The organism is Nonomuraea sp. NPDC004580 (assembly GCF_040609855.1).
GTDB classification, from domain to species: domain Bacteria; phylum Actinomycetota; class Actinomycetes; order Streptosporangiales; family Streptosporangiaceae; genus Nonomuraea; species Nonomuraea salmonea.
In genome coordinates this window covers 1-25,418 of the sequence record NZ_JBEXLH010000030.1, presented here as the reverse complement: position 1 = coordinate 25,418, position 25,418 = coordinate 1, and the positions used below count along the sequence as shown (strand labels likewise).

The following is a 25,418-nucleotide window of genomic DNA, read 5'->3' as shown; positions in this document are numbered from 1 at the left end:
TCGCTCCGTCATTTGCCTGCGGGACTCACCAGCGTGCCGATTTTCTCACCGCGTACCGCTCGCAGGATGTTGCCCTCGCCCATCAGGTCGAAGACCACGATCGGCAGATCGTTGTCCTTGCACAGGCTGATCGCGGTGGCGTCCATGACCGCGAGGTCACGCAGCAGCACCTCGCCGTAGTCGAGGTGGTCGAACCGGACCGCGTCGGGGTTCTTGCGGGGATCGGAGTCGTAGATCCCGTCGACCTGCGTGCCCTTGAGCAGCGCCTCGGCGCCGATCTCCAGGGCCCGCTGGGACGCCGCGGTGTCGGTCGAGAAATACGGCGAGCCCAGCCCCGCGCCGAAGATGACCACGCGCCCCTTCTCGAGGTGCCTGATCGCCCGGCGCGGCAGGAACGGCTCGGCCACCTGCTGCATGGTGATGGCGGTCTGCACGCGTGTCTCCACGCCCCGCCGTTCGAGGAAGTCCTGCAGGGCCAGGCAGTTGATCACGGTGCCGAGCATGCCCATGTAGTCGGCCCTGGCCCGGTCGATGCCGCCCTGCGAAAGGGTGGCGCCGCGGAACATGTTGCCGCCGCCGACCACGACCGAGACCTGGACGCCCTCCTTGACCGCCTCGGCGATCGAGTCGGCCAGATGATCGACCACGACAGGGTCGATGCCCAGCGGCTCGCTGCCGGCGAACGCCTCTCCTGACAGTTTCAGCATCACCCGCTTCCACCTCAGCGGGCTCTGCGGGTGTTGAGATGAGGAAGCCGCCGTCCGTGTGGATTCGTGGGCTGACTCCCGGTGGTCCTGCACGGCGGCGGCCTCCTTCATTCGGTGGATCGTTGAGCTCGCGGCTTGCCTAAGCCTAAGCCTGACCGACCTTGAAACGGACAAAGCCCAGGACCTCGACGCCATTCTCCTCGGCGTACTTGCCCACGCTCTTCTTGTTGTCCTTCACGAAGGCCTGCTGGAGCAGCGTGAAGTCCTTGTACCAGCCGTTCACGCGGCCCTCGACGATCTTGCCGATGGCGGCCTCCGGCTTGCCCTCCTCGCGGGTCATCTCCTCGAAGAGCTTGCGCTCCTTCTCGACGACCTCGGCGGGCACGGAGTCGGCCTTGAGGTACGTCGGCGCCATCGCCGCGGCGTGCTGCGCGATGTCCTTGGCGACCTCGGCGTTCGGCTTGTCGAGCTGGACCAGCACGCCCACCGCCGGCGGCAGGGCCGGGTCGGTCTTGTGCATGTAGGAGCCGATGTAGCCGCCCTCGAGCACCTCGAAGCGGCGGATCTCGATCTTCTCGCCCAGCGCGGCGTTGGCCGTGTCGAGGTGCTCCTTGACGGTCTTACCGTCGAAGGACGACTCCAGCAGCGCCGTCACGTCGGCCGGACGGGTCTCCAGCACGTGGGCCACGACCTGGCCCGCGAGCTCCTGGAAGCGCTCGCCCTTGGCCACGAAGTCGGTCTCGCAGTTGAGCTCGAGCAGCGCGGCGGCGGAGTCGCCGTCCTGCTTGAGCGCCACGAGGCCGTTGGACGCGGTGCGGGCCTCGCGCTTGCCCACGTCCTTGGCACCCTTGAGGCGCAGCAGCTCGATGGCGCGGTCGAAGTCGCCCTCGGCCTCCTCGAGCGCCTTCTTGCAGTCCATCATGCCGGCAGCGGTGATCTCGCGAAGCCGCTTGACGTCGGCCATGTTCACGGAAGCCATTGCTCTTTTTCCTTGTGGGATTTCGTCGTCGTCATCATGGTCGGGGCGGGGGCCGGTCTGCGGCCTTCCACCCTGGTTCGTACGGCGGGCGCATGCCGTACGGTGAGCCTTCTGTCGTGCCTTGCACCGAGCCACTGCCCGAAGCCGTTGACCGTGGCCTCGGACCCCTGTGGCCCAGGGCCTCGCACCGGGCCAGGGCCTTCGGTCGGCATTGCCGCTGCCTCGCCCGGCATACTGCCCAGCCTCGCCTCGGCCTACCGCCCTACCGCCACCAGTCCCACAGCCCCGAGCCCCAGCGCTCGGACCCGACCCGGAGCCTCGAACCTGGACCGGACCACTGGCCCCGGCCCTTCGACCGGAACCCAGGGACGCCGGCCCCGAGTTCGTCCCTCTCAGGACCAGGCTCGGCGTGCCCGGTTCCCGGCCCGATCGGCAGAGACCCGAGCCCTGGAGTAGCTCACCCGGTGCTGGTGAACCGCTCCGGCGTGCCGTCCCAGCCCGGCCTTTTGCCGGACCGAGACGTACACCTTGCCCGGCTGCCGGAACCCCGGCGGCCACGTGCGGTGCTCAGCCGGCACAGCGGCACCTCCCGGCACCGCCACGAGCCTGCCGAGCCTTCGCGGACCGTCCAGAGCGGAACCAGCCTCGGCCGGTACGCGGCAATCCGAGCGGCAGCGACCGCCCCTGGCGGGACGACCACCGAGAACCCGTCACCGAACCGGTCCCTTCCATCAGAACATGGAAGGGCCGGTCGGGGGCAGACCCTCGGAGGTCACCCCGAAGTCAGGGCGTCAGCCCTGCTGCTCGGTCTCGCCCTCGGCGGCCGGAGCGGCGGCCTCGGCCGGAGCCTCGGCAGCGGCGGCCGGAGCCTCGGTCTCGGCGGCAGCGGCCTCAGGAGCGGCCTCAGAAGCGGCCTCGGGAGCGGCGGCCTCACCGGCGGCCTTCTCCGTGCCCTGCTCGATGAGCTCGCGCTCCCACTCGGCCAGCGGCTCGGCGGCGGCCGGCTTCTCGTCACCGCGGGCGGCGCCGGAGCGAGCCATCAGACCGGCCGCGACACCGTCGGCGACGACCCTGGTCAGCAGGCCGACGGCGCGGATGGCGTCGTCGTTGCCCGGGATCGGGTAGTCGACCTCGTCGGGGTCGCAGTTGGTGTCGAGGATCGCGACGACAGGGATGCCAAGCTTCTTGGCCTCGCTGATCGCGATGTGCTCCTTCTTGGTGTCGACGACCCACACGGCGCTGGGCACCCGGCCCATGTCACGGATGCCGCCGAGCGTACGCTCCAGCTTGTCCTTCTCGCGGCGGCGCATCAGGAGCTCCTTCTTGGTGAGCCCCGAGGCGGCGACGTTGTCGAAGTCGAGCTCCTCGAGCTCCTTCAGACGCTGCAGCCTCTTGTGCACGGTGGAGAAGTTGGTGAGCATGCCACCCAGCCAGCGCTGGTTGACGTACGGCATGCCGACCCGCGCGGCCTGCTCGGAGATGGCCTCCTGAGCCTGCTTCTTGGTGCCGATGAACAGGATCGTGCCGCCGTGGGCGACGGTCTCCTTCACGAAGTCGTAGGCGCGGTCGATGTACGACAGCGACTTCTGAAGGTCGATGATGTAAATGCCGTTGCGCTCGGTGAAGATGAACCGCTTCATCTTCGGGTTCCAGCGCCGAGTCTGGTGGCCGAAGTGAACGCCGCTCTCGAGCAGCTGTCGCATGGTGACGACGGGGGCCATGTGCTGGTCCTCCAGGTCTGGGCGCCCTGCGGATGGGCGCGGTTTTCGGTTGTGCCGCGGCAGCGCGTCGTCTGCCGCCCTGATGCCCCGAACCCGCTCCAGCCGGGCACGTGGCCCGGACCGATGAAGCGGTCCGCAATGGGGCATGCGAAGTCGGCCTGCGGTGACAGGCCACCGGAAAGTCTACCTCCCGCGCCGCGCCGGCCTGACCGCCCCCGGTCAAACGCCCACCACATACTCCCGGCCTACCGACACCCCATTCCCGCCCCTCATTACCCTCGCCCCGAGGCGGCTCCGAGGAGCATCACCCGCCACCCACATCCTCCAACCTCGGGACCTTCACTCCTCGGATATTTCCGGAATATCCCCCTCGCGCCGCACTGCCGGGAACCCGTGGTCCTCGGTCGGCAGCCCCGGCTTCGTCCTGGGCGGCGTCGGGAACAGGTTGACCTGCACCTCGGACACCCTCGCCCCTTCAGGCGCGGCCTCCGCACTCCGGTTGCGCACCAGGTACGGCTCGATGAGCTTCTCGATCTCCCGGCTGAGCCCCGCCAGTTCCCGTGCGTCGACCCTGATGCGATGCCGGCCGAACGTGATCGCGTCCCGCCACTCATCGGGCTCTCGCTCGACCGTCTGCAGCGCCCGTTCCGCCTCCTCGTTGGCCGCACGCCGGAACGCCTCGATCAACATCTGCTTGGCGGCCCGCACCTCGGGCTGATCCTCGGGCTCGATGCCGACGGAGAATTTCCGCTCCGCGGACTTCCACAGGCGTTCCCTGCCGTCGCCGCGAGGGGGCGCGTCCTCGACGAAGCCGTACTTGGCGAGCATGCGCAGGTGGTAGCTGGCGGCGCTGGGGGTGATCCCCGCCCCCTCAGCCACCTCGGTGGCAGTGGCGCTGCCGTGTGAGCCGAGTCGCTGCAGGATCGCCAGTCTCGCCGGATGTGCCAGCGCCCGCATCGCCTTGGGGTCGCTGAGCGCCGAAGTCTCGCCCGTCATGAGCCCAAGGTACCCACTCCTGAAGATATGAAAGGTTGCCTTCACAAACTATGAAGGATTATCTTCACATCTATGAAGCGTTCCTTTCGGAATTCCGCTGACCCTCGGCCCCTGCGCAAACAACGCGACTACCGCCTGCTGTGGTCGGCCCGGACGATCTCGATCACCGGCTCCGAGGTCTCCAAGCTCGCCATCCCCCTGACTGCCGTGGCGCTGCTGACCGCGTCCCCGGCGCAGATGGGGATGCTGACGGCGGCGGCGTCCGTACCGGTGCTGCTGTTCGGCCTCCAGTCGGGAGCGATCGCCGACCGCCTCACCCGTCACAGGCCGCTGATGATCGCGTGCGAGCTGACGTCCTGCGCCGCAGCCGCCACGGTCCCCCTGGCGTGGCTGCTCGGCATCCTGAACGTGACGTGGCTGATCGTCGTGGCACTGGTCATCGGTACGGCGGGCGTGCTCTTCAAGGCGGCCAACTTCCCGCACATCGCCGCGATAGCGGGCCCCGAGCAGCGAACGGAGGCGATGGCGGGCCTCCAGACGACGTACTCGGTGGCCTCGGTCGCCGGCCCCGGCCTGGCCGGTCTCCTGGTGCAGGTCCTTACGGCGCCGCTGGCCGTACTGGCGGAGGCGCTGTCCTTCCTGACCTCGGCCCTGCTGCTGCGCGCCATCCGTACGCCGGAGCGGAACACCCCCGCCGCCTCCAAGGGCATGTGGCGCGACATCGTGGAGGGCCTGAAGGCGAGCGTCACGCACCCGGTGCTGCGCGCGTTGCTGTTCGCCGGCGTCACGATCAACTTCTTCGCCATGGCGTACACGGCCGTCTACATGCTCTACATGGTCAACACGCTGGGCATCCCCAAGGGGCTGATCGGCGTACTGATCGCCTTGGGCGGCGCCGGCGGCCTCCTGGGCGCCTGGCTGACCGCCCGCCTGTCGAAGAAGTACGGCGAGAACCGCGTACTCCTCCTGTCCGTGATCTTCTTCCCCGCCGAGATCCTCACCGTGGGCCTGCTGACCGGCCCGCTGTGGTGGAAGCTCGTCATGCTCGCTCTAGCCGGTACGGTCGCCGGCGCCATCGTGGTCGCCTTCGCCACCTGCATGGGCGCCATCGTCCTGCGAGAAACGAGCCCGGAGCTGCGAGGACGGGTGAACGCCACGATGACCTTCGCCATTCAGGGCGTCCTGGCGCTGGGCGGCCTGGCAGGCGGCCTCTTGGCGGAACTGATCGGCCTACGCCCGGTGATCCTCATCTGCGCAGGCGGCATAGCCCTGAGCACGTTCTGGATCTGGCTCTCCCCCATCCACCCCGAAGGCCCCCGTCCTACCCGCCCAGCACTCCCACCGACGCCCACCACAACATCGACCTACATGACCACGAAACGCCACTCCATCTGACCAAGCCACCCACCGATCACCTCAATGCGGCCCAAGTCCAAGGCCCCAATCCACAGCCCGGCCGCGCCAACCCCTGCTTCTCCACAGAACGACGTTCACCACTCCGCGGCCCCCACCCCACCCGCCAAACTCCCGCGCATGAACGTCGAACCCCCCACCCTCAAACCCACCGAGACCACACCCCTTAACCACCCCACCCGCACTCAAGGAGCTTCCTCAAGAAGCCCTCACCTCCTGACAGCCTTGGCCAAGGCCGCCCTCCTGGTCACCCTCATCACGACTTCCGCCCTCCTCCCCACCTCAGCAACCCCAGCCAGAGCCTCTCCCTCGGCTCCCACCTGGCGCTGGCCATTGAACGGCCACCCCCGCATCATCCGCCGCTTCGCCCCACCACCCATGCCCTGGCTGGCGGGCCATCGCGGCATCGACCTGGCCGCCCCGGTCGCCACCCCGGTCCTGGCAGCCGGCCCAGGCACCATCCGCTTCGCAGGCCCGATAGCAGGCAAAGGCGTGGTCACCATCGACCACCCGAACGGCCTGCGCACCACCTACCTCCCCGTTACCCCCTCCTTGACCCGCGGCCACCCGGTAACCCCGGGCACCGAGATAGGCGTCATAGCGGCCCCCTCGAAACCGCACTGCCCAGAGTCCTGCCTCCATTGGGGCCTCATCCGCGACGCCCAATACCTCAACCCCCTCCACCTCCTAGGCCACGCCCCCACCCGCCTCCTCCCCTTCTGGGACAGCCCCGACCGCCACCACATCCGAGCCAACGGCGAGAGCACGGGTGCCAACCACTCGCCCCTCACCACCAGCAGCCCGGCCACCGACAAGCAAGCCCCCGCCACAACCCCCGCAGCCGACACGCCGGCCAACAGGGCAGCCGACGCCTGGCTCACCGCCGCAACCAAGACCCCAACAGACCAGACCACCAAGACCCCAGCCGACCCCACCACCAAAACCGCGGCGGACCCCACCACCAAGACGCCGGCCGACCCCCCGGCCAGAGCTCCGGCGGACGCCACGACCAGAACTGCGACCGACACCACTGCCGGCACCGGGCCTGATGCCGCCGATCAGAACGCCTTCACCACAAGGTCCGCGAAAGGCCTGCCGAGCGATCCACAGTTCACCACGCCCAACCCGGAACCGATCCCCACCCTCATACGAGCCGCCTCGTCCCCGCACCCCGCTGCCCTCGCGATCGCAGCCCTCCTGGCGACCCTCCTCCTCATCACCCTCAGGTGCCGCAGACGCAGGGCCAATCGACCCCGCCCACGCCGCCACACCTCGACCAGAGGCCAGCACCGGAAGAGCCGCCATGACCGAACCCGAGGTCGAAGAGGCAGAACCCCTGGCCACCAGAGCCGTTGACCAGGTCAAGCCCTCGGATGCGCCTGCCGATAAGCCGCCCGCAACCGCTCGATCGACACATGCGTATAAATCTGCGTGGTGTTCAACGACGCATGCCCCAGCAACTCCTGCACGCTACGCAGATCCGCACCCCCTTCCAGCAGATGAGTGGCCGCGCTGTGCCGCAACCCATGCGGCCCCATGTCCGGCGCCCCCTCAACCTGGGCCAACCTCGCATGCACCACCCGCCGTACCGTCCCCGCATCGATACGGCCGCCCCGCACCCCCAGGAAGAGCGCCGGCCCCGTCCTTTCCCGCACCCACAGCGGCCGCCCGTGAATGCACCACCGATCCAACGCCCGCAACGCGGGCGCCCCGAACGGCACCACCCGCTCCTTACGCCCCTTGCCCAGCACTCGGACGACGTTCCGCTCCCGATCCACGTCATCGACGTCGAGCGCACACAGCTCGCTCACCCGCACCCCGGTGGCGTACAGCAGCTCAAGCATCGCCTGATCGCGCAACTCCTTGGGCTCCCCGGCGGACGCCACCCCCAGCACAGCCTCGGCTTGCCGCTGATCGAGCACCGCAGGCAGCTCCCGCCCCGCCTTGGCACTGCCCAGCAACAGCCCGGGATCATTCGCCAGCCACCCTCGCCGATGACAGTAGGCGGTGAACGTACGGGCACAGGCGGTGCGCCGCGCCAACGTGGCCCGAGCCTTCCCCGCCGCATGCTGCCCGGCCAGCCACTCCCTCAGCACCCCGATCTCAAGCGCCTCGATCCGCCCGCCGAGGTGATCGAGCAACGAGTTGACGTCCCCCAGATAAGCCCGAACGGTATGAGGCGAAAGATCCCGCTCCAGTCGCAAATACCGCCCGAACTCCGCCACAACCTCTTCCCTATCCACACCCATCCCCCAAATCTCCCCCAAGCCCCGCCCACCACCAACCCCAACACGCAAGCCACCCGCTAGTAGCACCAGGAAACTCCCCCTCCAGGGGACCGCCGACCATCGATCCGACGCCGGAGAGAACACGCGACGAGAGCCCGCCGGCGTGGCCCGCAAGGGGAGCCCACGACCAAGCCCGCCCCCGCGGGTGGGTCACGTCCCACGGAGTGGTGTGTTCGACTATGCCGTCATGAGTTCGGTGTGCGCCACCTCCTTGGGGTCGGTGCCGGGTGAGGTGAGCCAGCGAGCAGGGCCTGCGAGAGGCGCGCAAGCACGGCCCGCGAAAGGCCTGCGAGCACGCCAGGCAGGAAGGCTCACGAGCAAAGCATGCGAGCACGCCAGGCGAGGAGGGCCCAGGAGCAATGCGGGCGAGCAAGCTCATGAGCAGGGCCGCCGTGTGTAGCGACTGCCCTCCCTCGGCGGCCACGGTGGCCGACGCATCGCGTTACTTCGCCGCGGTCAACGGGGCGCTGACCGACGGGCCGCTGACCGACGGGCCGCCGTGTGTGGACGACGGCCGAATTTGAACCCCTGACGGGCGCTCGGGTTCTGGTGCTTGTCGCAACGCACCTGAGCATGGAGGGCGGAGGAGTGGTGACGGCCATCGTTTGATCCATCACGGCTATGGTCGAGACCGCAGGAGAGGGAAACGATGGCCGCGCATTCATTGTGAGACCCGGATCCCCGCCGCGAGGGCGTTTCACCGTGAGTGACCCCTACTTCGTCGCCGCTTTCCCTCCCTCCTCACGGACATGCCTCGCCTACGTCGCAAAAGGGCAGTTCCGGGCCTTCCTCCGCCCGATCCTCGCCTTGGACGTGAGAGGTCGGCCGTCGTCCGTTACATCGTGGTCTGCCCATGATCCTGGATTTTCGTCACTCTTCGTAGCCCACGTGCAGGAGATCGTCTGGGGGTGGGGGGAGATCTGTGGGGTCGGGTTCGGGGGTTGGTGGGGGTTGGAGGGCGAGGGTGTCGGGGGCCTTGCGGTATGAGGTGCTTGGTTTGCGGAGGCGCCAGCCGCGTGGGGTTCGTTCGATGTAGCCGGCCGCTGCCAAGCCGCCCAAGGCGCTCAGCGCCGCGTCCAAAGTCACGCCGGCCGCCACTGCGATCGAGGCCGGGCCGGCGCCGCCGCGGGCGGGGACGGCGTCCAGGACCTTCTTCGTGGGTTCGTTGAGACGGTCTCTCGGGACGGCGGGGGCGCGTACGTGCGGGGCGAGGTCGTCGCCCATCACGCCGACCAGGTCGATCATGTCCTCGGGTGAGGTGATGCAGACGGCCTTGCGCTCGCGGAGGAGCTTGTGGCAGCCCGCGGACATGGACGAGGTGATCGGGCCAGGAACCGCTCCTAGGTGCCGGTTGAGTGACAGGGCATGGGTGGCCGTGTTGAGTGCGCCGCTGCGGATGGCGGCCTCCACCACCACCGTTCCTCTCGACAGGGCTGCTATCAGGCGGTTCCTGATGAGGAAGCGCGCCCTGGTCGGGTGGACGCCCGGTGGGCATTCGCTGATCACGACGCCCTGTTCCTTGATGGCGGCGAACAGCGTGTCGTGGTTGCTGGGATAGCAGACGTCCACGCCGCAGGCCAGGACCGCGACCGTCGGTGCGCCGGCCGCCAGGGCTCCTCGGTGCGCGGCTCCGTCGACGCCGAAGGCTCCGCCGGAGACGACGGTCCAGCCCGACTCTCCGAGTCCCACGCCGAACTCGGCCGCCGTGTGCGAGCCGTACGGGGTGGCGGCTCTGGCTCCCACGATGGAGACGGATTTGAGGCAGGAGAAGCGCAGGTCCGCGTCGCCGTGCACCCACAGGGCCAGGGGACGGCTCGGGCCCAGCTGGTCCAGTTGGGTGGGCCATTCCGGGTCGCCGGGGATGATCAGGCGGGCGCCGGATCCGGTGCCCGCCGCCAGGTCGGCTGCCGGGTTGGCGGCTGCGAGGCGGGCGTACCAGGTGTGGAGGCGGGCGGTCAGGTCCGGTGGACGTTCCTGCTGGGCTTCCTGGGCCACGAACTCCGGCGGCAGGGTGCGGGAACGGATCGCCTTGACGGCTTGTGGGGCTCCGTATGCGGCGACGAGGCGGCCCATGAGCACGTCGCCTACGTCGCAGGCTCGCATCAGTGCCGCCCTGGCCTCCACCTCGCTCAGTCCCCCGCCAGCCCTCGGTCCGGATCCGGCGCCCGCCCTGGTCCCGCTCTCCGGCCCGGCTCCGGTGCCTGTCCTGGCCTCTGTCCCCGTCCCGGCTGCGGTTCCCGCCCCGGCGACAATGTCTGTCCTGGATGCGGTGTCGGGTCCCATCCGGACTGCGGTGTCGGGTTCCATCCGGGCTGCGGTGTCGGGCCCCATCCGGGCTGCGCTCTCGGTGCCGGTCTGGGCCTCAGCAGCGGGTGGTGGCGCCTCGCTGGAAGCTGGTGCGGAGGCGCCCGAGGCAGGCGGGAAGGGTGTCGCGACGTTCGCGCTTGCCGCTGAGAAGGGGGTGCCCAGTCGTTCGATGCTGGGGGTCTCTGTCACCTGAGGGAAGGGGGCCGTCGGCGGGGTGGTGCCGCGCAGGGGGCGTCGGTGTGTGGGCGTAAGGGGCATGGGGGTTGCTCCTACAGGCAGGGATCGGGCGAGTGAATCAGGAGTGGGTGCCGAGCCAGAAGCCCAGCGCGGTGTTGGTCTCGTCCTGGCCGGGGGCGTCTTTCGCGGCCAGATCGGCGAGGGTCCAGGCGACCCGGACCACGCGGTCCAAGCCGCGGGCGGTCAGGGTGCCGCTGTCGAGGCAGGCCGTCATGGGGCGCATGGCCTCGGGCGAAGGGCGGAAGTCGGCGTGCAGGACGGCGGACGGGATCTCGGCGTTGGAGCGCCAATGGGTGCCGGCCAGGCGGGCTGCGGCGCGTTCGCGGGCAGCGAGTACGCGCTCCGCCACCGTCTTGCTGTCCTCCACGAACTGCCGATCGGCCAGAAGCTCCCGTCGCGACGACCGGGCGACCGTGACCTTCATGTCGATCCGGTCGAGCAGCGGACCCGAGAGCCTGCCGATGTAGCGGCGTTTGACCGTCGGTGAACATCGGCAGGTGTCGTTCTGGTCCTCGGCCTGCGCGCACGGGCACGGGTTGGCGGCCAGGATGAGCATGAACCTGGCGGGAAACGTCACCGAGCCCACCGACCGCGACACCGTCACCCGCCCCGACTCCAGAGGCTGCCGCAGGGCGTCGAGCACGCTGCGCTGGAACTCGGGCGCCTCATCGAGGAAGAGCACCCCTCGGTGCGCCAGCGAGACCGCCCCGGGACGTACGGTCGTGCTGCCCCCGCCGATGATCGCGGCCGCCGTGGCCGTGTGGTGCGGGCTGACGAAGGGCGGGCGGCACATCATGGGCGCGTTGGGCGGCAGGGCGCCGGCCACCGAGTGGATGGCCGTCACCTCAAGAGCGTGGTCGAGCACCAGGTCGGGCAGGAGAGTCGGGAGGCGTTCGGCGAGCATGGTCTTGCCCGTGCCGGGCGGGCCGAGCATCCACAGGTTGTGGCCGCCCGCCGCGCACACCTCAAGGGCCCGGCGGGCGACCGGCTGGCCCACGACGTCGGCCAGGTCCACGTCGGGGGCGCCGGTGGTCTGGGGCGGCTCGGCGGAGCCCGGCTCCTGCTGCTCCTCGACGACCGGGCTGGGCGGCTCGTCCCCCTTGCGCAGCCACTCCACGAGCTGGCGCAGGTCGCCGACCGGGATGACCTTCACATCAGGTACGAGGACGGCCTCCGCCGCGTTCGCCGCCGGGACCACGACCGTGACGTCGCCGTGCGTGGCCGCCCCCAGGACGGAGGGGAGCACGCCGCGTACGCCTCTGATGCGCCCGTCGAGCCCCAGCTCCCCCAGGAAGAACGGCTCCGCGATGCGCTCGGCGGGGACCACGCCCGCGGCTCCGAGTATGGCGACGGCGATGGCCAGGTCGAATTGCGAACCGCGCTTGGGCAGGCTGGCCGGGAAGAGGCTGACGATGATGCGTGCGTCGGGCCAGGGGTAGTGGCTGTTGACCATGGCCGATCTGACCCGGTCGCGGGCCTCGCTCAGCGCGGTGTCGGGCAGGCCGATGAGGTGGATGCCGGCCAGGCCGTTGCCCACGTCGGCCTCCACCTCGACCGTGCGGCCCGCGACCCCCACCAGGGCCACACTCCGCGTACGGGCCACGGCCATCTACATCGCCCCCCGTACGTGCCACAGGGAGAAGTCACCCGCGAACCGTTCGAGGGCGACCACGTCCACGCGCACCGACTCGTACGTACGGGGCTGACCGGACAGCCACTGGGCCGCCAGCATCCGCAGCCTGGCCAGCTTGACCCGGCTCACCGCCTCGAGCGCCGAGCCGTGTGACCTGCTCGATCTGGTCTTGACCTCGGCGACGACCAGGGTGCGGCCGTCTTCGGCGATGATGTCGATCTCGCCGTGGCGGCAGCGCCAGTTGCGTTCGAGCACGCGCATGCCCTCGGACTCGAGGTAGGCCGCCGCCAGTTGCTCGCCTCGTTTGCCCAGCTCCTGCTTGCTCTCGGTGGCCATCTGCCGAACTCCGTCCTGTCGGTGGATGCGGGGTGCGGCATGACTTTCCCGGATGCGGGGCGGACTGAATTCGGCCGAACGGGATTCTGTGGATGAGCGACGAGCCGTGGTGACGGCTGTGGATGAGCGACGAGCCGTGGTGACGGCTGTGGATGAGCCATCAGGCAGTGGCTGCGGGTGAGCGTTCCATGGGTGCGGTCAGGAGAAGCGCCGGCCCTCGTCCCGCCGGTACGCCCACACGGCCGCGACCCCCATGCCCACCGTCCACACACCCAGCATGACCAGCGGCACCACCCCCGGCCGCACACCGGCCACCGCCCACCAGATCAGCTCCGCCGCGCCCCTGGTGGGCACGTACGGCGAGATGACCTGCACGAACCCCGGCAGGATCTGCGGCGGCAGCAACAACCCACCGAGAATCGCCATCGGGAAGAACAGCAGCTGCGACACCGCCATCGCCGCCTTGAACACCAGCACGAACCCGACGAACAACCCCGTCATCATGAACGGCACGACGCTCACCACCAGCGCGCCCAGCCCCAGCAGCAGCCTGCCCGGCGTGATCGTCGCCGCCGTGAACAGCGCCCCCATCACCAGTACGGGCACCACCGAGATCAGCATGACCGCCAGCGTCGACAGGATGCGCCCGGCGAACCGCGGCAGCGGCCCGGCGGGCAAGGTGCGCAGGTAGGGGTTCCACGGCTGCTCCCGATCCTGCGAGACCGCGGTGCCGAGCCCGGTCAGCGCGGACGACATGGCGCCGAACACCATCAGCGAACTCGTCGCCGTGGTCGCCGCCGCCGGGTCCTGACCCGTGTACGGCACCACGAACGCCACCATCGCGACGGCCGGGAAGAACGCGGCGGCGAGCAGGCCCACCGGGGTCCTGATCTGCTCGATGAGCAGGAAACGGGTGTGCGCGAGCACCAGGCTAGACATCGGCGGTCTCCTTCGAGGTGAGGGCGAGGAAGGCCTCTTCGAGCGTGGCCGGCCTGATCTCCAGCCCGGAGAACGCCACCCCACTCCGGACCAGCTCCACGACCAGCCGATCGGCATCACTGACGACCAGCTCGAAACGGCCATCCACGCGCCCGGAGGCGAGCACGCCGGCCAATCCATCGGCAGCGGGAGAGCCGGGCAGACTACCGGGCAAACTACCGGGCAAACTAGGCGCGCCGGATGAGCCGGACAGGCGGTCAGCGGCGGGAACGCCGGGCAGGATTTCCGCAGCGAGCACGCCGGGCAGCGCGGGCAGATGGCCGGCGGTGAGCGAGACGCGCCACGTACCGACCATGCCGCGCACGGCCCGCATCGTGTCGTCGGCCAGCACGCGCCCCTCGCCGACGACCACGACCCGCTCGGCCAGCGCCTCGATCTCCTCCAGGTAGTGGCTGGTGAGCAGGACGGTGCCGCCGTCCTCGTGGAACGCCCTGATGCCGGCCCAGAGCGCCCGCCGGCCCTCGACGTCCAACCCGGTCGTTGGCTCGTCCAGGAACACCAGCCGCGGCCTCCCCACGAATGCCAGCGCCACCCCCAGCCGCCGCCGCTGCCCGCCGGACAGCCCGCCGACCTGCCGCTTGGCCAGGCCGTCCAGCCCGAAGCGGCCGAGCAGCTCGGTCGTGCCGACGCTGTCGGGGAAGTGTGCGGCGACGAAGGAGACGATCTCCCCGACGCGCAACGATTCGGGCAGTCCGGTCTCCTGGGGCGTCACGCCGATGCCGCGCCGCACAAGAGGATCACCCGGCGAGCCGCCGAACAACGTGACCGTGCCCGACGTCGGCCGGCGCAGGCCGGTGAAGAGGTTGATAAGAGTGGATTTGCCGGCGCCGTTCGGGCCGAGCAGCCCGACCAGCTCGCCCGCCTGGATGTCCAGGGAGACGCGGTCGAGCGCGCACACCTCGCCGTAACGGCGGGTGACGTCGATCGCCTGGGCGAGGACTGTCATGCGGATCTCCTGGTACGTACGGGAACACGACGCTTCAGGGGACGGACGAGCGACCACGGCGCTCTGCCCGCCATAGGCCGGCTCATCGCCGCGCCAGCCCGCCCACGAGGACGCCGCCGACGACGAGATGCATCACGACCAGCACCGACATCGCGCCGCCACCGGCCGCACCGCCGAGCGGCCCGAGCAGGGACAGCACGAGGACGGCCAGCGCGACGACCGTCCATACGCGGCCCGGCTTGGACGTGACCCGCTCCAGCACGGCCAGCAGCGCCCACCCCGCCAGCCCGATCACCAGGCTCGCCACGACCACGGACACGGGCCCGATCTCCTGCATGCCGCCGCCCATGTGCACGGTCAGCGCGACCCCTGCCAGGGGCACCGCCACCGCCCACACGACCAGTGCGGCCACAGCGGCAACGCCGACGGTGAGCGGCCTTCGAAGAGACTTGTCCATGACGTCACCTGTCCTCTTGGGGTGTTGATGGGGCTGAGCTCCACCGGCCCGCGACCGAGCCGACCGGACGATCCGGAGAAGCCGCAGCCAACGATGACCCGTGACCCCGGCCCGCCACATCGGGCCCGAGGCCGCGGCGCCTCCTCCCCCAGTGGCCCGGGCCTCCGACTTTGGTAGGTGATGGCCGGGAAGGGCCGCGGGCTAGCCTGGCCCGATGAGCGCGTTCCGACTCCGGTTCTCCCTCGCCGTCGCCGTCGTCCTCCTGGCGATGGGCGCGCTGACCGGCGTGACCTTGTGGACCTTGGTAGGCGGGCCCACCTGGGGCATGGACGTGGCGATCGCGGTGGCGAGCCTGGCGGCGGCGGTGGCCCAGCTGTGGTGGCCGGTGCACGGCGCGCTCGCCGCGACCGCGCTGGCGACGCTGTCCCCGGTGGCGACGCCGGTGGCGACGATGGGCGCGTTGCAGGTGGCGCAGCGCAGGCGGTTCCCGGTGGCGGCGGGGGTGGCGGCCGCGGGCATGGCGGCTCACCTGATCCAGGGCTGGTGGCGGCCCAATTCGGGCATCTCGCTGTCCTGGTGGTTGCTGCTGATCTGCGCCGCGTACGGCGCGCTGCTCGGCTGGGGCGCGTGGGCCCGTTCGCGCCGCGCCCTGCTCATCTCCCTGCACGAACGTGCCCAGCGCGCCGAGGCGGAGCAGGGCAGGCGGGTGGCCGAGGCGCGGGCGGCCGAGCGCCGCCTGCTGGCCAGGGAGATGCACGACGTACTGGCGCACCGCCTGTCCCTGGTGGCCACGCACGCGGGCGCGCTGGAGTACCGTCCCGACTCCTCCCCCGAGCAGCTCGCGAGGGCGGCGGGGGTGGTGCGGGCGGGCGTGCACCAGGCGCTGGAGGAGCTGCGCAGCGTGATCAGTCTGCTGCATGAGCAGGACGACGAACGTGACGAGCTGGAGCCGCCTCCCGGCCTGGCCGACGTGCCCACCCTGATCGCGGAGGCGCAGGGGGCGGGCCAGCCGGTACGGCTACGCGACAAGGTGACCGGCGCCCCACCGCCCCCGGTGGACAAGACCGCCTACCGGGTGGTCCAGGAGGCCCTCACCAACGCCCGCAAACACGCCCCCGGCCTGCCGGTCGAGATCCACCTGCAGGGCGAACCCGGCGACGATCTGCGCATCGAGATCAGCAACCCGCTGCCTCCGGCGGGCACGACCCCCACAGCGACGGGCAGCGGCCTCGGCCTGGTCGGGCTGACCGAGCGAGTACGCCTGGACGGCGGGCAGCTGGACCACGGCAAGAAGGACGGCGAGTTCCACCTCACGGCCCGCCTACCTTGGCCGACGTCATCGCCCCACGATGCCCCTGGGCCCGAGCGGCGGCCCCCGCTAGCATGGCCCGGATGATCCGCGTGCTCCTGGTCGATGACGACGCCCTGGTCCGGGCGGGCCTGTCCATGATGCTCGATGGCGCCGCCGGCATCACGGTCGTGGCCGAGGCGGCCGACGGCCAGGAGGCGATCACCGCCACCGACGCCCACGCCCCCGACGTGGTCCTGATGGATCTGCGCATGCCCCGCGTCGACGGCATCACCGCCACCCGCCGCCTGCGGGCGCGGACGCGGCCACCGGAGGTGATCGTGCTGACCACGTTCGACACCGACGAGAACGTTCTGCACGCCCTCCGCGCGGGCGCCGCGGGCTTCCTGCTCAAGGACACCTCGCCGCCGCGGATCGTGGAGGCGATCACCCGGGTGGCGGGGGGCGATCCGATCCTGTCACCGCGCATCACCCGGCGCCTGATGGAACGTACGGTCGCCCAGGCGGGCGCCTACGAGCGGGCCAGGGCCGCGCTGGCCGCGCTGACGCCCCGCGAGCACGAGGTGGCGCTGGCGATCGCCCAGGGCCGTACGAACGCCGACATCGCCACCGACCTGGCGATGGGCGTCACGACGGTGAAGGCCCACGTTTCCAGCATCCTGACCAAGCTCGACCTGGACAACCGCACCCAGATCGCCCTCCTCGCCCACGACGCCGGCCTCACGTGAGGCAGGAGGGCTACCCCGAGAACCCCTCCTTGGGCATCTCCAGGTCCGCCTTGGCGAGTTCTTCGACGTTGACGTCCTTGAAGGTCACCACGCGCACGTTCTTCACGAACCGCGCCGGCCGATACATGTCCCACACCCAGGCGTCCTGCATCTTCACGTCGAAGAAGACGTCGCCGTTCTCCGCGGTACGGACGTCGAGATCGACTGAGTTGGTCAGATAGAACCGCCGCTCAGTCTCCACCACGTATGTGAACAAACCGACGACATCCCGGTATTCGCGGTAAAGCTGCAGCTCCATCTCGGTTTCGTACTTTTCGAGATCCTCTGCGCTCATCGCGGTCCTCCTGTCGTACCGGTCCCCCGGTGTGCCTGCTCAGGCAACCCCGGCCCCCATTTCATTCTCACCCATCCCCCTCGCCACCGTGACGAAGGAGTAACGGTGATCGGGACACGGGCCGTGCGTTTCCAGCGCCAGCCGATGTCCCGGTGTGACGTACCCCTTGTGCTCGGCGAAGCCGTAATGCGGGTAGCGCTCGTCGAGCGCGACCATCAGGCGGTCCCGGGTCACCTTGGCCACGATCGACGCGGCCGCCACGCACGCGGCCACCTGGTCCCCCTTCCACACGGCCAGTGACGGCGCCGGCAGCCCGGGAACCGGGAAACCGTCCGTCAGGATGTACTCCGGGTCACAGGGCAACTGTGCGACGGCTCGCCGCATTCCTGAAACGTTGCACTTGTGCAGACCTTTGGCGTCGATCTCCCCAGGCGGGATGATCACTACGCCTACGTGGGCGACGCGCATGATCTGGTCGTAGAGGCGTTCGCGCACCGGCGGGCTCAGCAGTTTCGAGTCGCCGAGCCCCGCGACCGGTTTGCGCAGGATGACGGCGGCGACCACCAGCGGGCCCGCGCACGCGCCACGGCCGGCCTCGTCGACGCCCGCGATGGGGGTGAGGCCGCGGCGGGCAAGCGCACGCTCATAGGCGTAGAGTCCGGAATCGCGCCGGACGACGCTCGGTCGAGGGCGGAACGCAACTGTCATGACACAGGCAGCGTACGCCCCATTCGCCGCAAACCGCGACCTGAAGCGAGAGGCTACTTGACCTTGTCGAAGGTCTCGGGACGGGAGAACAGATAGCCCCGCGACAGCGGCCAGTAACGCACCACGGCCTTGCCGATGACGTCGTCCTCCGAGATGAACCCGCCCCCCGGCTCCTTGGCGTGACCCCTGGAGTCGAACGAGGCGCTGCGGTGGTCGCCCATCAGCCACAGCTTGCCGGCGGGCACGGTGACGTCGAACTTGTCGCCGGACGGGTAGTCGTCGGGGTAGAGGTAGGACTCCTCGTCGAGCGGGGTGCCGTTGACCGTGATGCGCCGCTGCTTGTCGCAGCACACCACCTTGTCGCCGCCGACGCCGATGACCCGCTTGATCGTGTCCTCGCCGTCCCATCCCTTGAACACGATGATGTCGCCGCGCTCGGGATCGCCAGAAAGTTTGTTGACGAACACCCGGTCGTTGACCTGCAGGGTGTTCTCCATCGACTCCGACGGGATGTAGAACGAACCGATCACGAACGCCTGGAGCAGCAGCGCGATGCCGACCCCCAAGACGAGCAGCAGGACGGTCTCGCGGAACCCGCCCTTCTTCTTCTCTTTCGCCACGCCCTCCGCCTTCTTGGTGAAGGTCATCGACGCCTCCTCAGACGCCGACGAACCAGGACCAAGGGTACGGCGAGCCCGAACCCGGCGACCACCGGCACCGAGCCGCCGAGCGCCTGCAGCGCGGGCTGTGCGAACGTCTCAGGAATGTCGATGGAGGAGAACCGGTCGAACGGCCAGACGATCACGAAGGCCCGCCCGATGACCTGGCTGACGGGGATGGACCCGCCGCCTGGATCGCCGGTGTGGGAGCGCGAGTCGAGCGAGACGGACCGGTGGTCGCCCATCACCCACAGCCGCCCCTGCGGCACGGTGATGTCGAAGAACGTGTCGGACGGCACGTTGCCCGGATAGAGGTAGCTCTCCTCGTCGATCGGGGTGCCGTTGACCGTGATGCGGCCCTTGGAGTCGCAGCACTTCACGTGATCGCCGCCGACGCCGATGACGCGCTTGATGTAGTCCTTCTCGCCGGGCACGAAGCCGAAGGCGGTGCCCACCCACCGGAAGAAGCCCGCGACCGCGTTGGACGGCTCCTCCATCTGGAACTCGCCGTCCCAGGAGTCGACGCCGGAGAAGACCACCACGTCACCGCGCTCGATGTCACGAGTGTGGTAGACGAGCTTGTTGACCAGGACCCTGTCGTTCTTGAGCAGGGTGTTCTCCATCGACTCCGACGGAATGTAGAAGGCCTGGACCACAAACGTCTTGATGATCAGGGCCAGCACAAGGGCGACGACGATGAGAACGGGGAGCTCTTTCCAGAACGACCCCTTCTTCTCCTTTTTTTCACCCTTGGCCGGCTTATGAGTCTCTTCGGCGACCACGTCCACCTCGTCCTCGACAGGGCGGCGCGCAGCGCCGTGCTCCTGGCTTTCGCTAGTCATCGCTGACGAGCCTAGATGATGACTAGGCCCGACAACCTTCGACCGACGTTACACCCACGCACGAGTCGCTCCACATAAAGGAAACGCCGCTGTAAAGCCGAAAGGCCCGCGCGTTGGCGCGGGCCATCGGAAAACGACGCTTACTTGGCGGCCGTCGTCTCACGCTTCTCGCGGATGCGGGCGGCCTTACCGCGAAGGTCACGCATGTAGTAGAGCTTGGCGCGGCGGACGTCACCACGGGTCACGAGGACGATCTTCTCGATGACCGGGCTGTGCACCGGGAAGGTGCGCTCGACGCCGACGCCGTAGCTGACCTTGCGGACCGTGAAGGTCTCGCGGGCGCCGCTGCCCTGCCTGCGCAGGACGAAGCCCTTGAAGACCTGGATTCGGGAACGGTTGCCTTCGACGACTCGGACGTGAACCTCGAGCGTGTCACCGGGGCGGAAGTCCGGCACGTCGCCGCGCAGGGTCGCCTTCTCGAGCTCCTGGATCTTCGTGTGCATGAGAGTCTATTCCTCAATGTTTCGCGAGCACGCGGAGGTCCACCCGTCCGCACTCGGCACGAGCACGGCGGCGAAGTGGACGCGCTTGCTGTCTCCTGGGGTCCGGGGTCGCTCTTCCCGGGCACGCAACACCGACCGCTGGTTGGTCGGCAGCGATTCAGTTTGCCATATCTTCCGGCTGGAGGCGAAACGACAGCTCTTCGAGCAGTTTGCGATCATGCTTGTCGAGCGCCGCGGGGTCGAGCGCCGCCGCCAGTTCCGGCCTGTTCCGTACGGTACGCCGGATCGCCTCGTCGCGCCGCCATCTGGCGACTTTTCCGTGGTGCCCGGACAGCAGCACGGCGGGCACCTCATGCCCCCGCCACACCGGCGGCTTGGTGTAGACCGGCCCCTCGACGAGGTTCTGCATCGCCCCGGGCGCGAACGAGTCGTCCACCGCCGACTGCGCGTTGCCCAGCACGCCGGGCAGCAGCCTGCCGACGGCCTCCACCATGACCAGCACCGCCACCTCGCCGCCGGCCAGCACGTAGTCGCCGATGCTGACCTCGTCGACGCGCAGGCGGCCGGAGTACTCCTCCATGACCCGCGAGTCGATGCCCTCGTAGCGCCCGCAGGCGAACAGCAGCCACGGCTCCTGGGCCAGCTCCTGGGCCAGCTCCTGGGTGAACGGCCGGCCGCTCGGCGTCGGCACGACCATGCGCGGCGAGCCGCCCTCGATCACGTCGTCGATGGCCTCGCCCCACACCTCGGGCTTCATCACCATGCCGGGACCGCCGCCGTACGGCGTGTCGTCCACGGTCCTGTGCACGTCGTGGGCCCAGTCGCGCAGCTGGTGGACGCGTACGTCGAGGGTGCCGCGCTCGCGCGCCTTGCCGATCAGCGAGACGTCGAGCGGCGCGAAGTACTCGGGGAAGATGGAGATGATGTCGAGCCGCATCACAGCAGCCCCTCCGGCGGATCGACGACCAGCCGTCCCGCCTCCAGGTCGACCTCGGGCACCAGCGCCTTGACGAACGGGATCAGCGCGTCGTCCTGGCCCTTCCTGCGGACGACGAGGAGATCCTGGCCGTGGTGCAGCACGTCCTCCACCTCTCCCACGGGCTCGCCCGCGACGGTCTGCACGGCCAGCCCGATGAGCTGGTGGTCGTGGAACTCGTCGGGGTCGTCGGGCGGCGTCACGTCGGCCGAGTCGATGACCAGCATGGTGCCCCGCAGCTCTTCCGCGGCGTCGCGGTCGTGGACCCCTTCGAACGTCACCAGCAGCATGCCCTTGTGCCACCGGCGTCCTGCGATCACCAGGGGGCCCTGGTCGGCGGGGTCGGTGGCGATGGCGGTGCCGGGGGCGAAGCGCAGCTCGGGATCGTCGGTGCGCACCTCCACGGTCACGTCACCGCGTACCCCGTGGGGGCGGCCTATCCGGCCGACGACCAGCTGCACGTGAACCTGCCTTCTCTTCTCAACGCAAGCGCCCCCATCGGTACGAAGCCGATGAGGGCGCGCAAACCTGACGCTAACGGACTGCTTCGTCCAGATCGAGCAGATCGACCCGTACGTACTTCCCGTCGGCCAGGGCGTTCACGACCGTACGCAGCGCCTTGGCGGTGCGCCCGCCGCGTCCGATGACCTTGCCCAGGTCCTCGGGGTGCACCCGGACCTCCAGGACGCGCCCGCTGCGAATGCGGCGTGCGCGGACCCGGACATCGTCAGGATGTTCGACGATGCCCTTCACGAGGTGCTCGAGAGCCTCCTCGAGCACGTCAGGCCTCGCCCTCGGTCTGGGTCTCGGCGGGGGCCTCGGCCTCGTCCTTCTTCTTGGCCTTCTTCGGCGTGGTGGCGGCCGTGCCGGTGTCGCCACCGGACAGCGCCTCCTTGGCCGCGGCCTCGTAGAGGGCGTGACGGTCAGGCTTGGGCTCGGCGACCTTCAGCGGCTCAGGGGCGGGCTCGCCCTTGAACTTCTGCCAGTCGCCGGTGAGCTTGAGCAGCTTGAGAACCGGCTCGGTCGGCTGCGCGCCGACACCCAGCCAGTAGGCCGCACGCTCGGCGTTGACCTCGATGCGCGAAGGGTTCTCCTTCGGGTGGTACAGGCCGATCTCTTCGATCGCCCGGCCGTCACGCTTGGTGCGGCTGTCGGCGACGACGATGCGGTATTGAGCGTTGCGGATCATGCCGAGCCGCTTGAGCTTGATCTTGACTGCCACGGGTGTGGTCTCTCCTGCATTCGCACGTGGGTGAACGGCGCCTCGCCGAGTGGGGCACGACGCGACGACGCTCCAGGGACAAACGTGTCCGGCGGGAGATGAGAGGGCACCCACCTGGTCACGGTGTTCCAACATGTCATTGTGCCAGATCTGCGGCACTGCTCACGACCCGTCACCGAACCCCACCGCAAAGATCCCCCAACCCCTCCCTAAAGCCCCACACAGCGAGGTCCCTGAGGCGAGAGAGGGGGTGACGGCGTCAACGACCTCGACCAGAGAGCAGCGGGAACCGGCCAGGGCCGGCAGCCGAAGCGCCGAACCCACCCGAGAGCATGCGTCAGCGAGCGATCCCCAGACCGACGACGAAAGCGGGAAGCCGGGAGCCGATCCCCGTCCGGGAGGCCGGACGGGGGTCGGTGGGTCAGATGTCCTGGTCCGAGCCCCGTTACTTCTGGCCGGGGAGGCGGAGTTTGGAGGGGTCGAAGCCCGGGGGGAGCTCGACGCCCGGCGGGAGCTTGCCGCCGAGGTTGCCGAGGACGCCGCCGCCCTTCGGGGCCGGCTCGGCCGGCGCGCCGTCGGCGGAGCCGCCCTTGCCCAGCGCGGCCTTGCGCGGGTCGCCGCTGACGCGCCGCCCCTTCTTGGCCTTCTTCTGCTGCTTGGACGCCTTGCCCTTGCCGCCCGGCATACCGGGGATGCCCATGCCGCCCGCCATCCGCTTCATCATCTTCTGGGCCTCGAAGAAGCGGGTGACGAGGTTGCTCACGGCGCTCACGCTCACGCCGGAGCCGCCCGCGATGCGGGCGCGGCGGGAGCCGTTGATGATCTTCGGGTCCTGCCGCTCGGCGGGCGTCATCGAGCGGATGATGGCCGCGATGCGGTCGAGGTCGCGATCGTCGATGGAGTTGATCTGGTCGCGCATCTGCCCCATGCCGGGCATCATCCCGAGCAGGTTCTTGATGGGCCCCATCTTCTGGACCATCTGCATCTGCTCGAGGAAGTCCTCGAGGGTGAAGTTCTCGCCCGAGGTGAGCTTGCCCGCCATCTTGGCGGCCTGCTCCTCGTCGAACGTCTTCTGGGCCTGCTCGATCAGGGTGAGGATGTCACCCATGTCGAGGATGCGCGAGGCCATGCGGTCGGGGTGGAAGGCGTCGAAGTCCTCGAGCTTCTCACCCGTGGAGGCGAACATGATCGGCCGGCCGGTGATGTGCCGCACCGACAGGGCCGCGCCACCGCGCGCGTCGCCGTCGAGCTTGGTCAGCACCACGCCGTCGAAGCCGACGCCCTCCATGAACGCCTGCGCCGTGACCACGGCGTCCTGGCCGATCATGGCGTCGACCACGAACAGGACCTCGTCGGGCGAGACCGCGTCGCGGATGTCGGCGGCCTGCTTCATCATCTCCTGGTCGATGCCCAGGCGACCGGCGGTGTCGATGACGACGATGTCGTGGTTGAGCCGCCTGGCCTCGTCGATGGACCTGCGGGCCACCTCGATGGGGTCGCCCACGCCGTTGCCCGGCTCGGGCGCGTAGACGGCGACCTGCGCGCGCTCGCCCATGACCTGGAGCTGCTGGACGGCGTTGGGCCGCTGCAGGTCGGCGGCCACGAGCATGGGCGCGTGGCCCTGCTCACGCAGCCACCTGGCCAGCTTGCCCGCCAGCGTCGTCTTACCGGCGCCCTGGAGGCCCGCCAGCATGATGACGGTCGGGGGCGTCTTGGCGAAGCGCAGCCTGCGGGTCTCGCCACCGAGGATCCCGATCAGCTCGTCATAAACGATCTTGACGACCTGCTGCGCCGGGTTCAGCGCCTGGGAGACCTCGGAACCGCGGGCACGCTCCTTGACCTGGGCGACGAACGCCTTGACCACCGGCAGCGCGACATCGGCCTCAAGCAGGGCGATGCGGATCTCGCGGGTGGTGGCGTCGATGTCGGCATCGGACAGCCGCCCTTTGGATCGGAGGGAGGAGAAGACCGATGTCAGCCGGTCGGAAAGCGTCTCGAACACGTGGTTGGCCAGTCCTCGAAGCGAATGTACGTCAAGACTCCAGCCTAGCCGCTCCGCTAGCCGCCGAAGCCTGGCACGGCCATCCGAACCGTCAGCGCGTGCTCGACGAGCTGGATCAGCGTGTTCTTGACGGAGTCCTTGGAGCGGGCGTCGAGCCGCACCATCGGGATGTGCGGGGCCAGGGTGAGCGCGTCGCGCACCTCGGCGTCGCTGTGCGGGTACTGGCCGTCCCAGCCGTTCACGCCGACCACGAACGGGAGCTGGGCCTCTTCGAAGTAGTCGATCGCGGGAAAGCTGTCGGCGAGCCTGCGGGTGTCCACGAGGACGACCGCGCCGATGGCGCCGCGGACGAGGTCGTCCCACATGAACCAGAACCGGTGCTGCCCGGGCGTGCCGAACAGGTACAGGATCAGGTCACGGTCGAGGGAGACCCGGCCGAAGTCCATGGCCACGGTCGTGGTCGTCTTCAGCGGCGTCATGCCGAGGTCGTCGATACCGGCGGAGGCGTCGGTCATGACGGCCTCCGTGGTCAGCGGCATGATCTCCGACACCGCGCCGACGAACGTCGTCTTGCCCACGCCGAAGCCCCCGGCGACCACGATCTTCGTCGAGGTCAGACCGGGGCTAGAGCCTGCGAAGTCCACTGAGCACCCTTTCCAGCAGGTTGACGTCCGGTCGACCCGCCTCGAGCTGCGGCTGATGCACCCGAACCAGGCCCTCCGCCGCCATGTCCGCGATCAGAACACGCACCACGCCGAGCGGGATCCGCAACAGCGCCGACACCTCGGCCACCGATCTGACCTGCAGGCAGAGCTGGCTGATCGCCTTGTACTCGGGCGTGATGTGGGAGAACTCCCGGTGCTCGGCGGTCGCCGACGACACCAGGGCCTCCATCGCCAGCTTGACCCGCGGCGCCGTCCGTCCACCGGTCACGGCGTAGGGGCGGACGGGCGAGGCGGGGTCGGATCTTGGGGGCGGAGGTGGGGGCTCCCAGCCGCCGCTGTTCCACGAATTACTCACCTACATCACCTGGTCTGGCTGGCGCGCAGCTCCGCACGCACAGCCGGAGTCAGCACCTGACCGGCGCGATCGACCATCAGCGTCATCTGATACGCC

Annotated in this window: 27 protein-coding genes and 1 pseudogene; 4 read left to right on the top strand and 24 right to left on the bottom strand. The window is 69.4% G+C overall.

Annotated features, from left to right (window positions below):
- Positions 1–8 precede the first annotated feature (8 nt).
- From pyrH to ABZW11_RS27410, 4 genes are all read right to left on the bottom strand, one after another.
- Positions 9–707 carry a UMP kinase gene (pyrH, locus tag ABZW11_RS27425; RefSeq protein ID WP_355422849.1) on the bottom strand — a complete coding sequence of 233 codons (699 nt, stop codon included), beginning with the start codon at positions 705–707 and terminating at the stop codon, positions 9–11.
- 145 nt (positions 708–852) lie between these two features.
- Positions 853–1,686 (bottom strand): translation elongation factor Ts, encoded by an 834-nt coding sequence (gene tsf / locus ABZW11_RS27420; protein ID WP_355422678.1) that lies wholly within the window; start codon positions 1,684–1,686, stop codon positions 853–855.
- 791 nt (positions 1,687–2,477) lie between these two features.
- The gene (rpsB, locus tag ABZW11_RS27415) at positions 2,478–3,407 is read right to left on the bottom strand and encodes a 30S ribosomal protein S2 (protein ID WP_355422676.1); all 930 of its coding nucleotides are present in this window, start codon (positions 3,405–3,407) and stop codon (positions 2,478–2,480) included.
- A 339-nt stretch (positions 3,408–3,746) separates the two neighbouring features.
- Positions 3,747–4,403, bottom strand: a complete 657-nt coding sequence (locus ABZW11_RS27410; RefSeq protein ID WP_355422673.1) for a helix-turn-helix domain-containing protein — start codon at positions 4,401–4,403, stop codon at positions 3,747–3,749.
- A gap of 72 nt (positions 4,404–4,475) precedes the next feature.
- Between ABZW11_RS27410 and ABZW11_RS27405 the strand changes: the two genes are divergently transcribed.
- Positions 4,476–5,798, top strand: coding sequence for an MFS transporter (locus tag ABZW11_RS27405; RefSeq protein ID WP_355422671.1), 1,323 nt, complete (start codon positions 4,476–4,478; stop codon positions 5,796–5,798).
- 24 nt (positions 5,799–5,822) lie between these two features.
- Positions 5,823–7,172 carry a peptidoglycan DD-metalloendopeptidase family protein gene (locus ABZW11_RS27400; protein WP_355422668.1) on the top strand — a complete coding sequence of 450 codons (1,350 nt, stop codon included), beginning with the start codon at positions 5,823–5,825 and terminating at the stop codon, positions 7,170–7,172.
- A gap of 5 nt (positions 7,173–7,177) precedes the next feature.
- Here the strand turns inward: ABZW11_RS27400 and ABZW11_RS27395 are convergent, their stop codons facing one another.
- The 7 genes from ABZW11_RS27395 to ABZW11_RS27365 form a co-directional block, all read right to left on the bottom strand.
- Positions 7,178–8,065, bottom strand: a complete 888-nt coding sequence (locus ABZW11_RS27395) for a tyrosine recombinase XerC (RefSeq protein WP_355422666.1) — start codon at positions 8,063–8,065, stop codon at positions 7,178–7,180.
- 909 nt (positions 8,066–8,974) lie between these two features.
- The gene (gene dprA, locus ABZW11_RS27390) at positions 8,975–10,207 is read right to left on the bottom strand and encodes a DNA-processing protein DprA (protein WP_355422663.1); all 1,233 of its coding nucleotides are present in this window, start codon (positions 10,205–10,207) and stop codon (positions 8,975–8,977) included.
- A 499-nt stretch (positions 10,208–10,706) separates the two neighbouring features.
- Positions 10,707–12,257: a YifB family Mg chelatase-like AAA ATPase gene (locus ABZW11_RS27385; protein ID WP_355422661.1), complete on the bottom strand. Its 1,551-nt coding sequence runs from the start codon at positions 12,255–12,257 to the stop codon at positions 10,707–10,709.
- Positions 12,258–12,617, bottom strand: a complete 360-nt coding sequence (locus ABZW11_RS27380; RefSeq protein ID WP_355422658.1) for a YraN family protein — start codon at positions 12,615–12,617, stop codon at positions 12,258–12,260.
- A 198-nt stretch (positions 12,618–12,815) separates the two neighbouring features.
- On the bottom strand, positions 12,816–13,556 hold the full coding sequence (locus tag ABZW11_RS27375) for an ABC transporter permease (RefSeq protein ID WP_355422655.1): 741 nt from the start codon (positions 13,554–13,556) through the stop codon (positions 12,816–12,818).
- Positions 13,549–14,562, bottom strand: a complete 1,014-nt coding sequence (locus ABZW11_RS27370; protein WP_355422652.1) for an ABC transporter ATP-binding protein — start codon at positions 14,560–14,562, stop codon at positions 13,549–13,551. The genes ABZW11_RS27375 and ABZW11_RS27370 overlap by 8 nt, the downstream gene beginning before the upstream one ends.
- 82 nt (positions 14,563–14,644) lie before the next feature.
- Positions 14,645–15,019, bottom strand: coding sequence for a DUF6069 family protein (locus tag ABZW11_RS27365; RefSeq protein WP_355422650.1), 375 nt, complete (start codon positions 15,017–15,019; stop codon positions 14,645–14,647).
- A gap of 214 nt (positions 15,020–15,233) precedes the next feature.
- On the opposite strand from ABZW11_RS27365, the gene ABZW11_RS27360 reads away from it, so the two are divergent.
- Both ABZW11_RS27360 and ABZW11_RS27355 read left to right on the top strand, forming a co-directional pair.
- A complete protein-coding gene (locus ABZW11_RS27360; protein ID WP_355422647.1) occupies positions 15,234–16,415 on the top strand; it encodes a histidine kinase in 1,182 nt (393 codons plus the stop codon).
- Complete coding sequence (locus tag ABZW11_RS27355; RefSeq protein WP_355422645.1) at positions 16,403–17,056, top strand: response regulator transcription factor; 654 nt, start codon at positions 16,403–16,405, stop codon at positions 17,054–17,056. The genes ABZW11_RS27360 and ABZW11_RS27355 overlap by 13 nt, the downstream gene beginning before the upstream one ends.
- Before the next feature lie 10 nt (positions 17,057–17,066).
- On the opposite strand, the gene ABZW11_RS27350 is transcribed toward ABZW11_RS27355, so the two are convergent.
- The 13 genes and pseudogenes from ABZW11_RS27350 to ABZW11_RS27290 form a co-directional block, all read right to left on the bottom strand.
- A complete protein-coding gene (locus tag ABZW11_RS27350) occupies positions 17,067–17,390 on the bottom strand; it encodes a DUF2469 domain-containing protein (RefSeq protein ID WP_026215037.1) in 324 nt (107 codons plus the stop codon).
- Between the two features lie 39 nt (positions 17,391–17,429).
- Entirely contained in the window at positions 17,430–18,098 is a 669-nt protein-coding gene (locus tag ABZW11_RS27345; protein WP_355422642.1) for a ribonuclease HII, read from the bottom strand.
- Between the two features lie 53 nt (positions 18,099–18,151).
- A complete protein-coding gene (gene lepB / locus ABZW11_RS27340; protein ID WP_355422639.1) occupies positions 18,152–18,745 on the bottom strand; it encodes a signal peptidase I in 594 nt (197 codons plus the stop codon).
- Entirely contained in the window at positions 18,742–19,599 is an 858-nt protein-coding gene (lepB, locus tag ABZW11_RS27335) for a signal peptidase I (RefSeq protein WP_355422636.1), read from the bottom strand. Before lepB (ABZW11_RS27335) ends, lepB (ABZW11_RS27340) begins: the two co-directional genes overlap by 4 nt.
- 140 nt (positions 19,600–19,739) lie before the next feature.
- Positions 19,740–20,102: a 50S ribosomal protein L19 gene (rplS, locus tag ABZW11_RS27330; RefSeq protein WP_345397976.1), complete on the bottom strand. Its 363-nt coding sequence runs from the start codon at positions 20,100–20,102 to the stop codon at positions 19,740–19,742.
- Between the two features lie 157 nt (positions 20,103–20,259).
- Positions 20,260–21,039 carry a tRNA (guanosine(37)-N1)-methyltransferase TrmD gene (trmD, locus tag ABZW11_RS27325; protein ID WP_355422633.1) on the bottom strand — a complete coding sequence of 260 codons (780 nt, stop codon included), beginning with the start codon at positions 21,037–21,039 and terminating at the stop codon, positions 20,260–20,262.
- Positions 21,039–21,539, bottom strand: a complete 501-nt coding sequence (gene rimM, locus ABZW11_RS27320; RefSeq protein WP_355422630.1) for a ribosome maturation factor RimM — start codon at positions 21,537–21,539, stop codon at positions 21,039–21,041. Before rimM ends, trmD begins: the two co-directional genes overlap by 1 nt.
- A 73-nt stretch (positions 21,540–21,612) precedes the next feature.
- The gene (locus ABZW11_RS27315) at positions 21,613–21,858 is read right to left on the bottom strand and encodes an RNA-binding protein (RefSeq protein ID WP_020546537.1); all 246 of its coding nucleotides are present in this window, start codon (positions 21,856–21,858) and stop codon (positions 21,613–21,615) included.
- A 1-nt stretch (position 21,859) separates the two neighbouring features.
- Positions 21,860–22,300: a 30S ribosomal protein S16 gene (gene rpsP / locus ABZW11_RS27310; protein WP_355422627.1), complete on the bottom strand. Its 441-nt coding sequence runs from the start codon at positions 22,298–22,300 to the stop codon at positions 21,860–21,862.
- Between the two features lie 445 nt (positions 22,301–22,745).
- Positions 22,746–24,302 (bottom strand): signal recognition particle protein, encoded by a 1,557-nt coding sequence (ffh, locus tag ABZW11_RS27305; RefSeq protein ID WP_355422625.1) that lies wholly within the window; start codon positions 24,300–24,302, stop codon positions 22,746–22,748.
- 56 nt (positions 24,303–24,358) lie between these two features.
- On the bottom strand, positions 24,359–24,919 hold the full coding sequence (locus tag ABZW11_RS27300; RefSeq protein ID WP_355422846.1) for an ATP/GTP-binding protein: 561 nt from the start codon (positions 24,917–24,919) through the stop codon (positions 24,359–24,361).
- A gap of 7 nt (positions 24,920–24,926) precedes the next feature.
- Positions 24,927–25,322, bottom strand: coding sequence for a DUF742 domain-containing protein (locus ABZW11_RS27295; protein WP_355422622.1), 396 nt, complete (start codon positions 25,320–25,322; stop codon positions 24,927–24,929).
- Between the two features lie 5 nt (positions 25,323–25,327).
- A pseudogene (locus ABZW11_RS27290) lies at positions 25,328–25,418 on the bottom strand (roadblock/LC7 domain-containing protein); the annotation flags it as partial.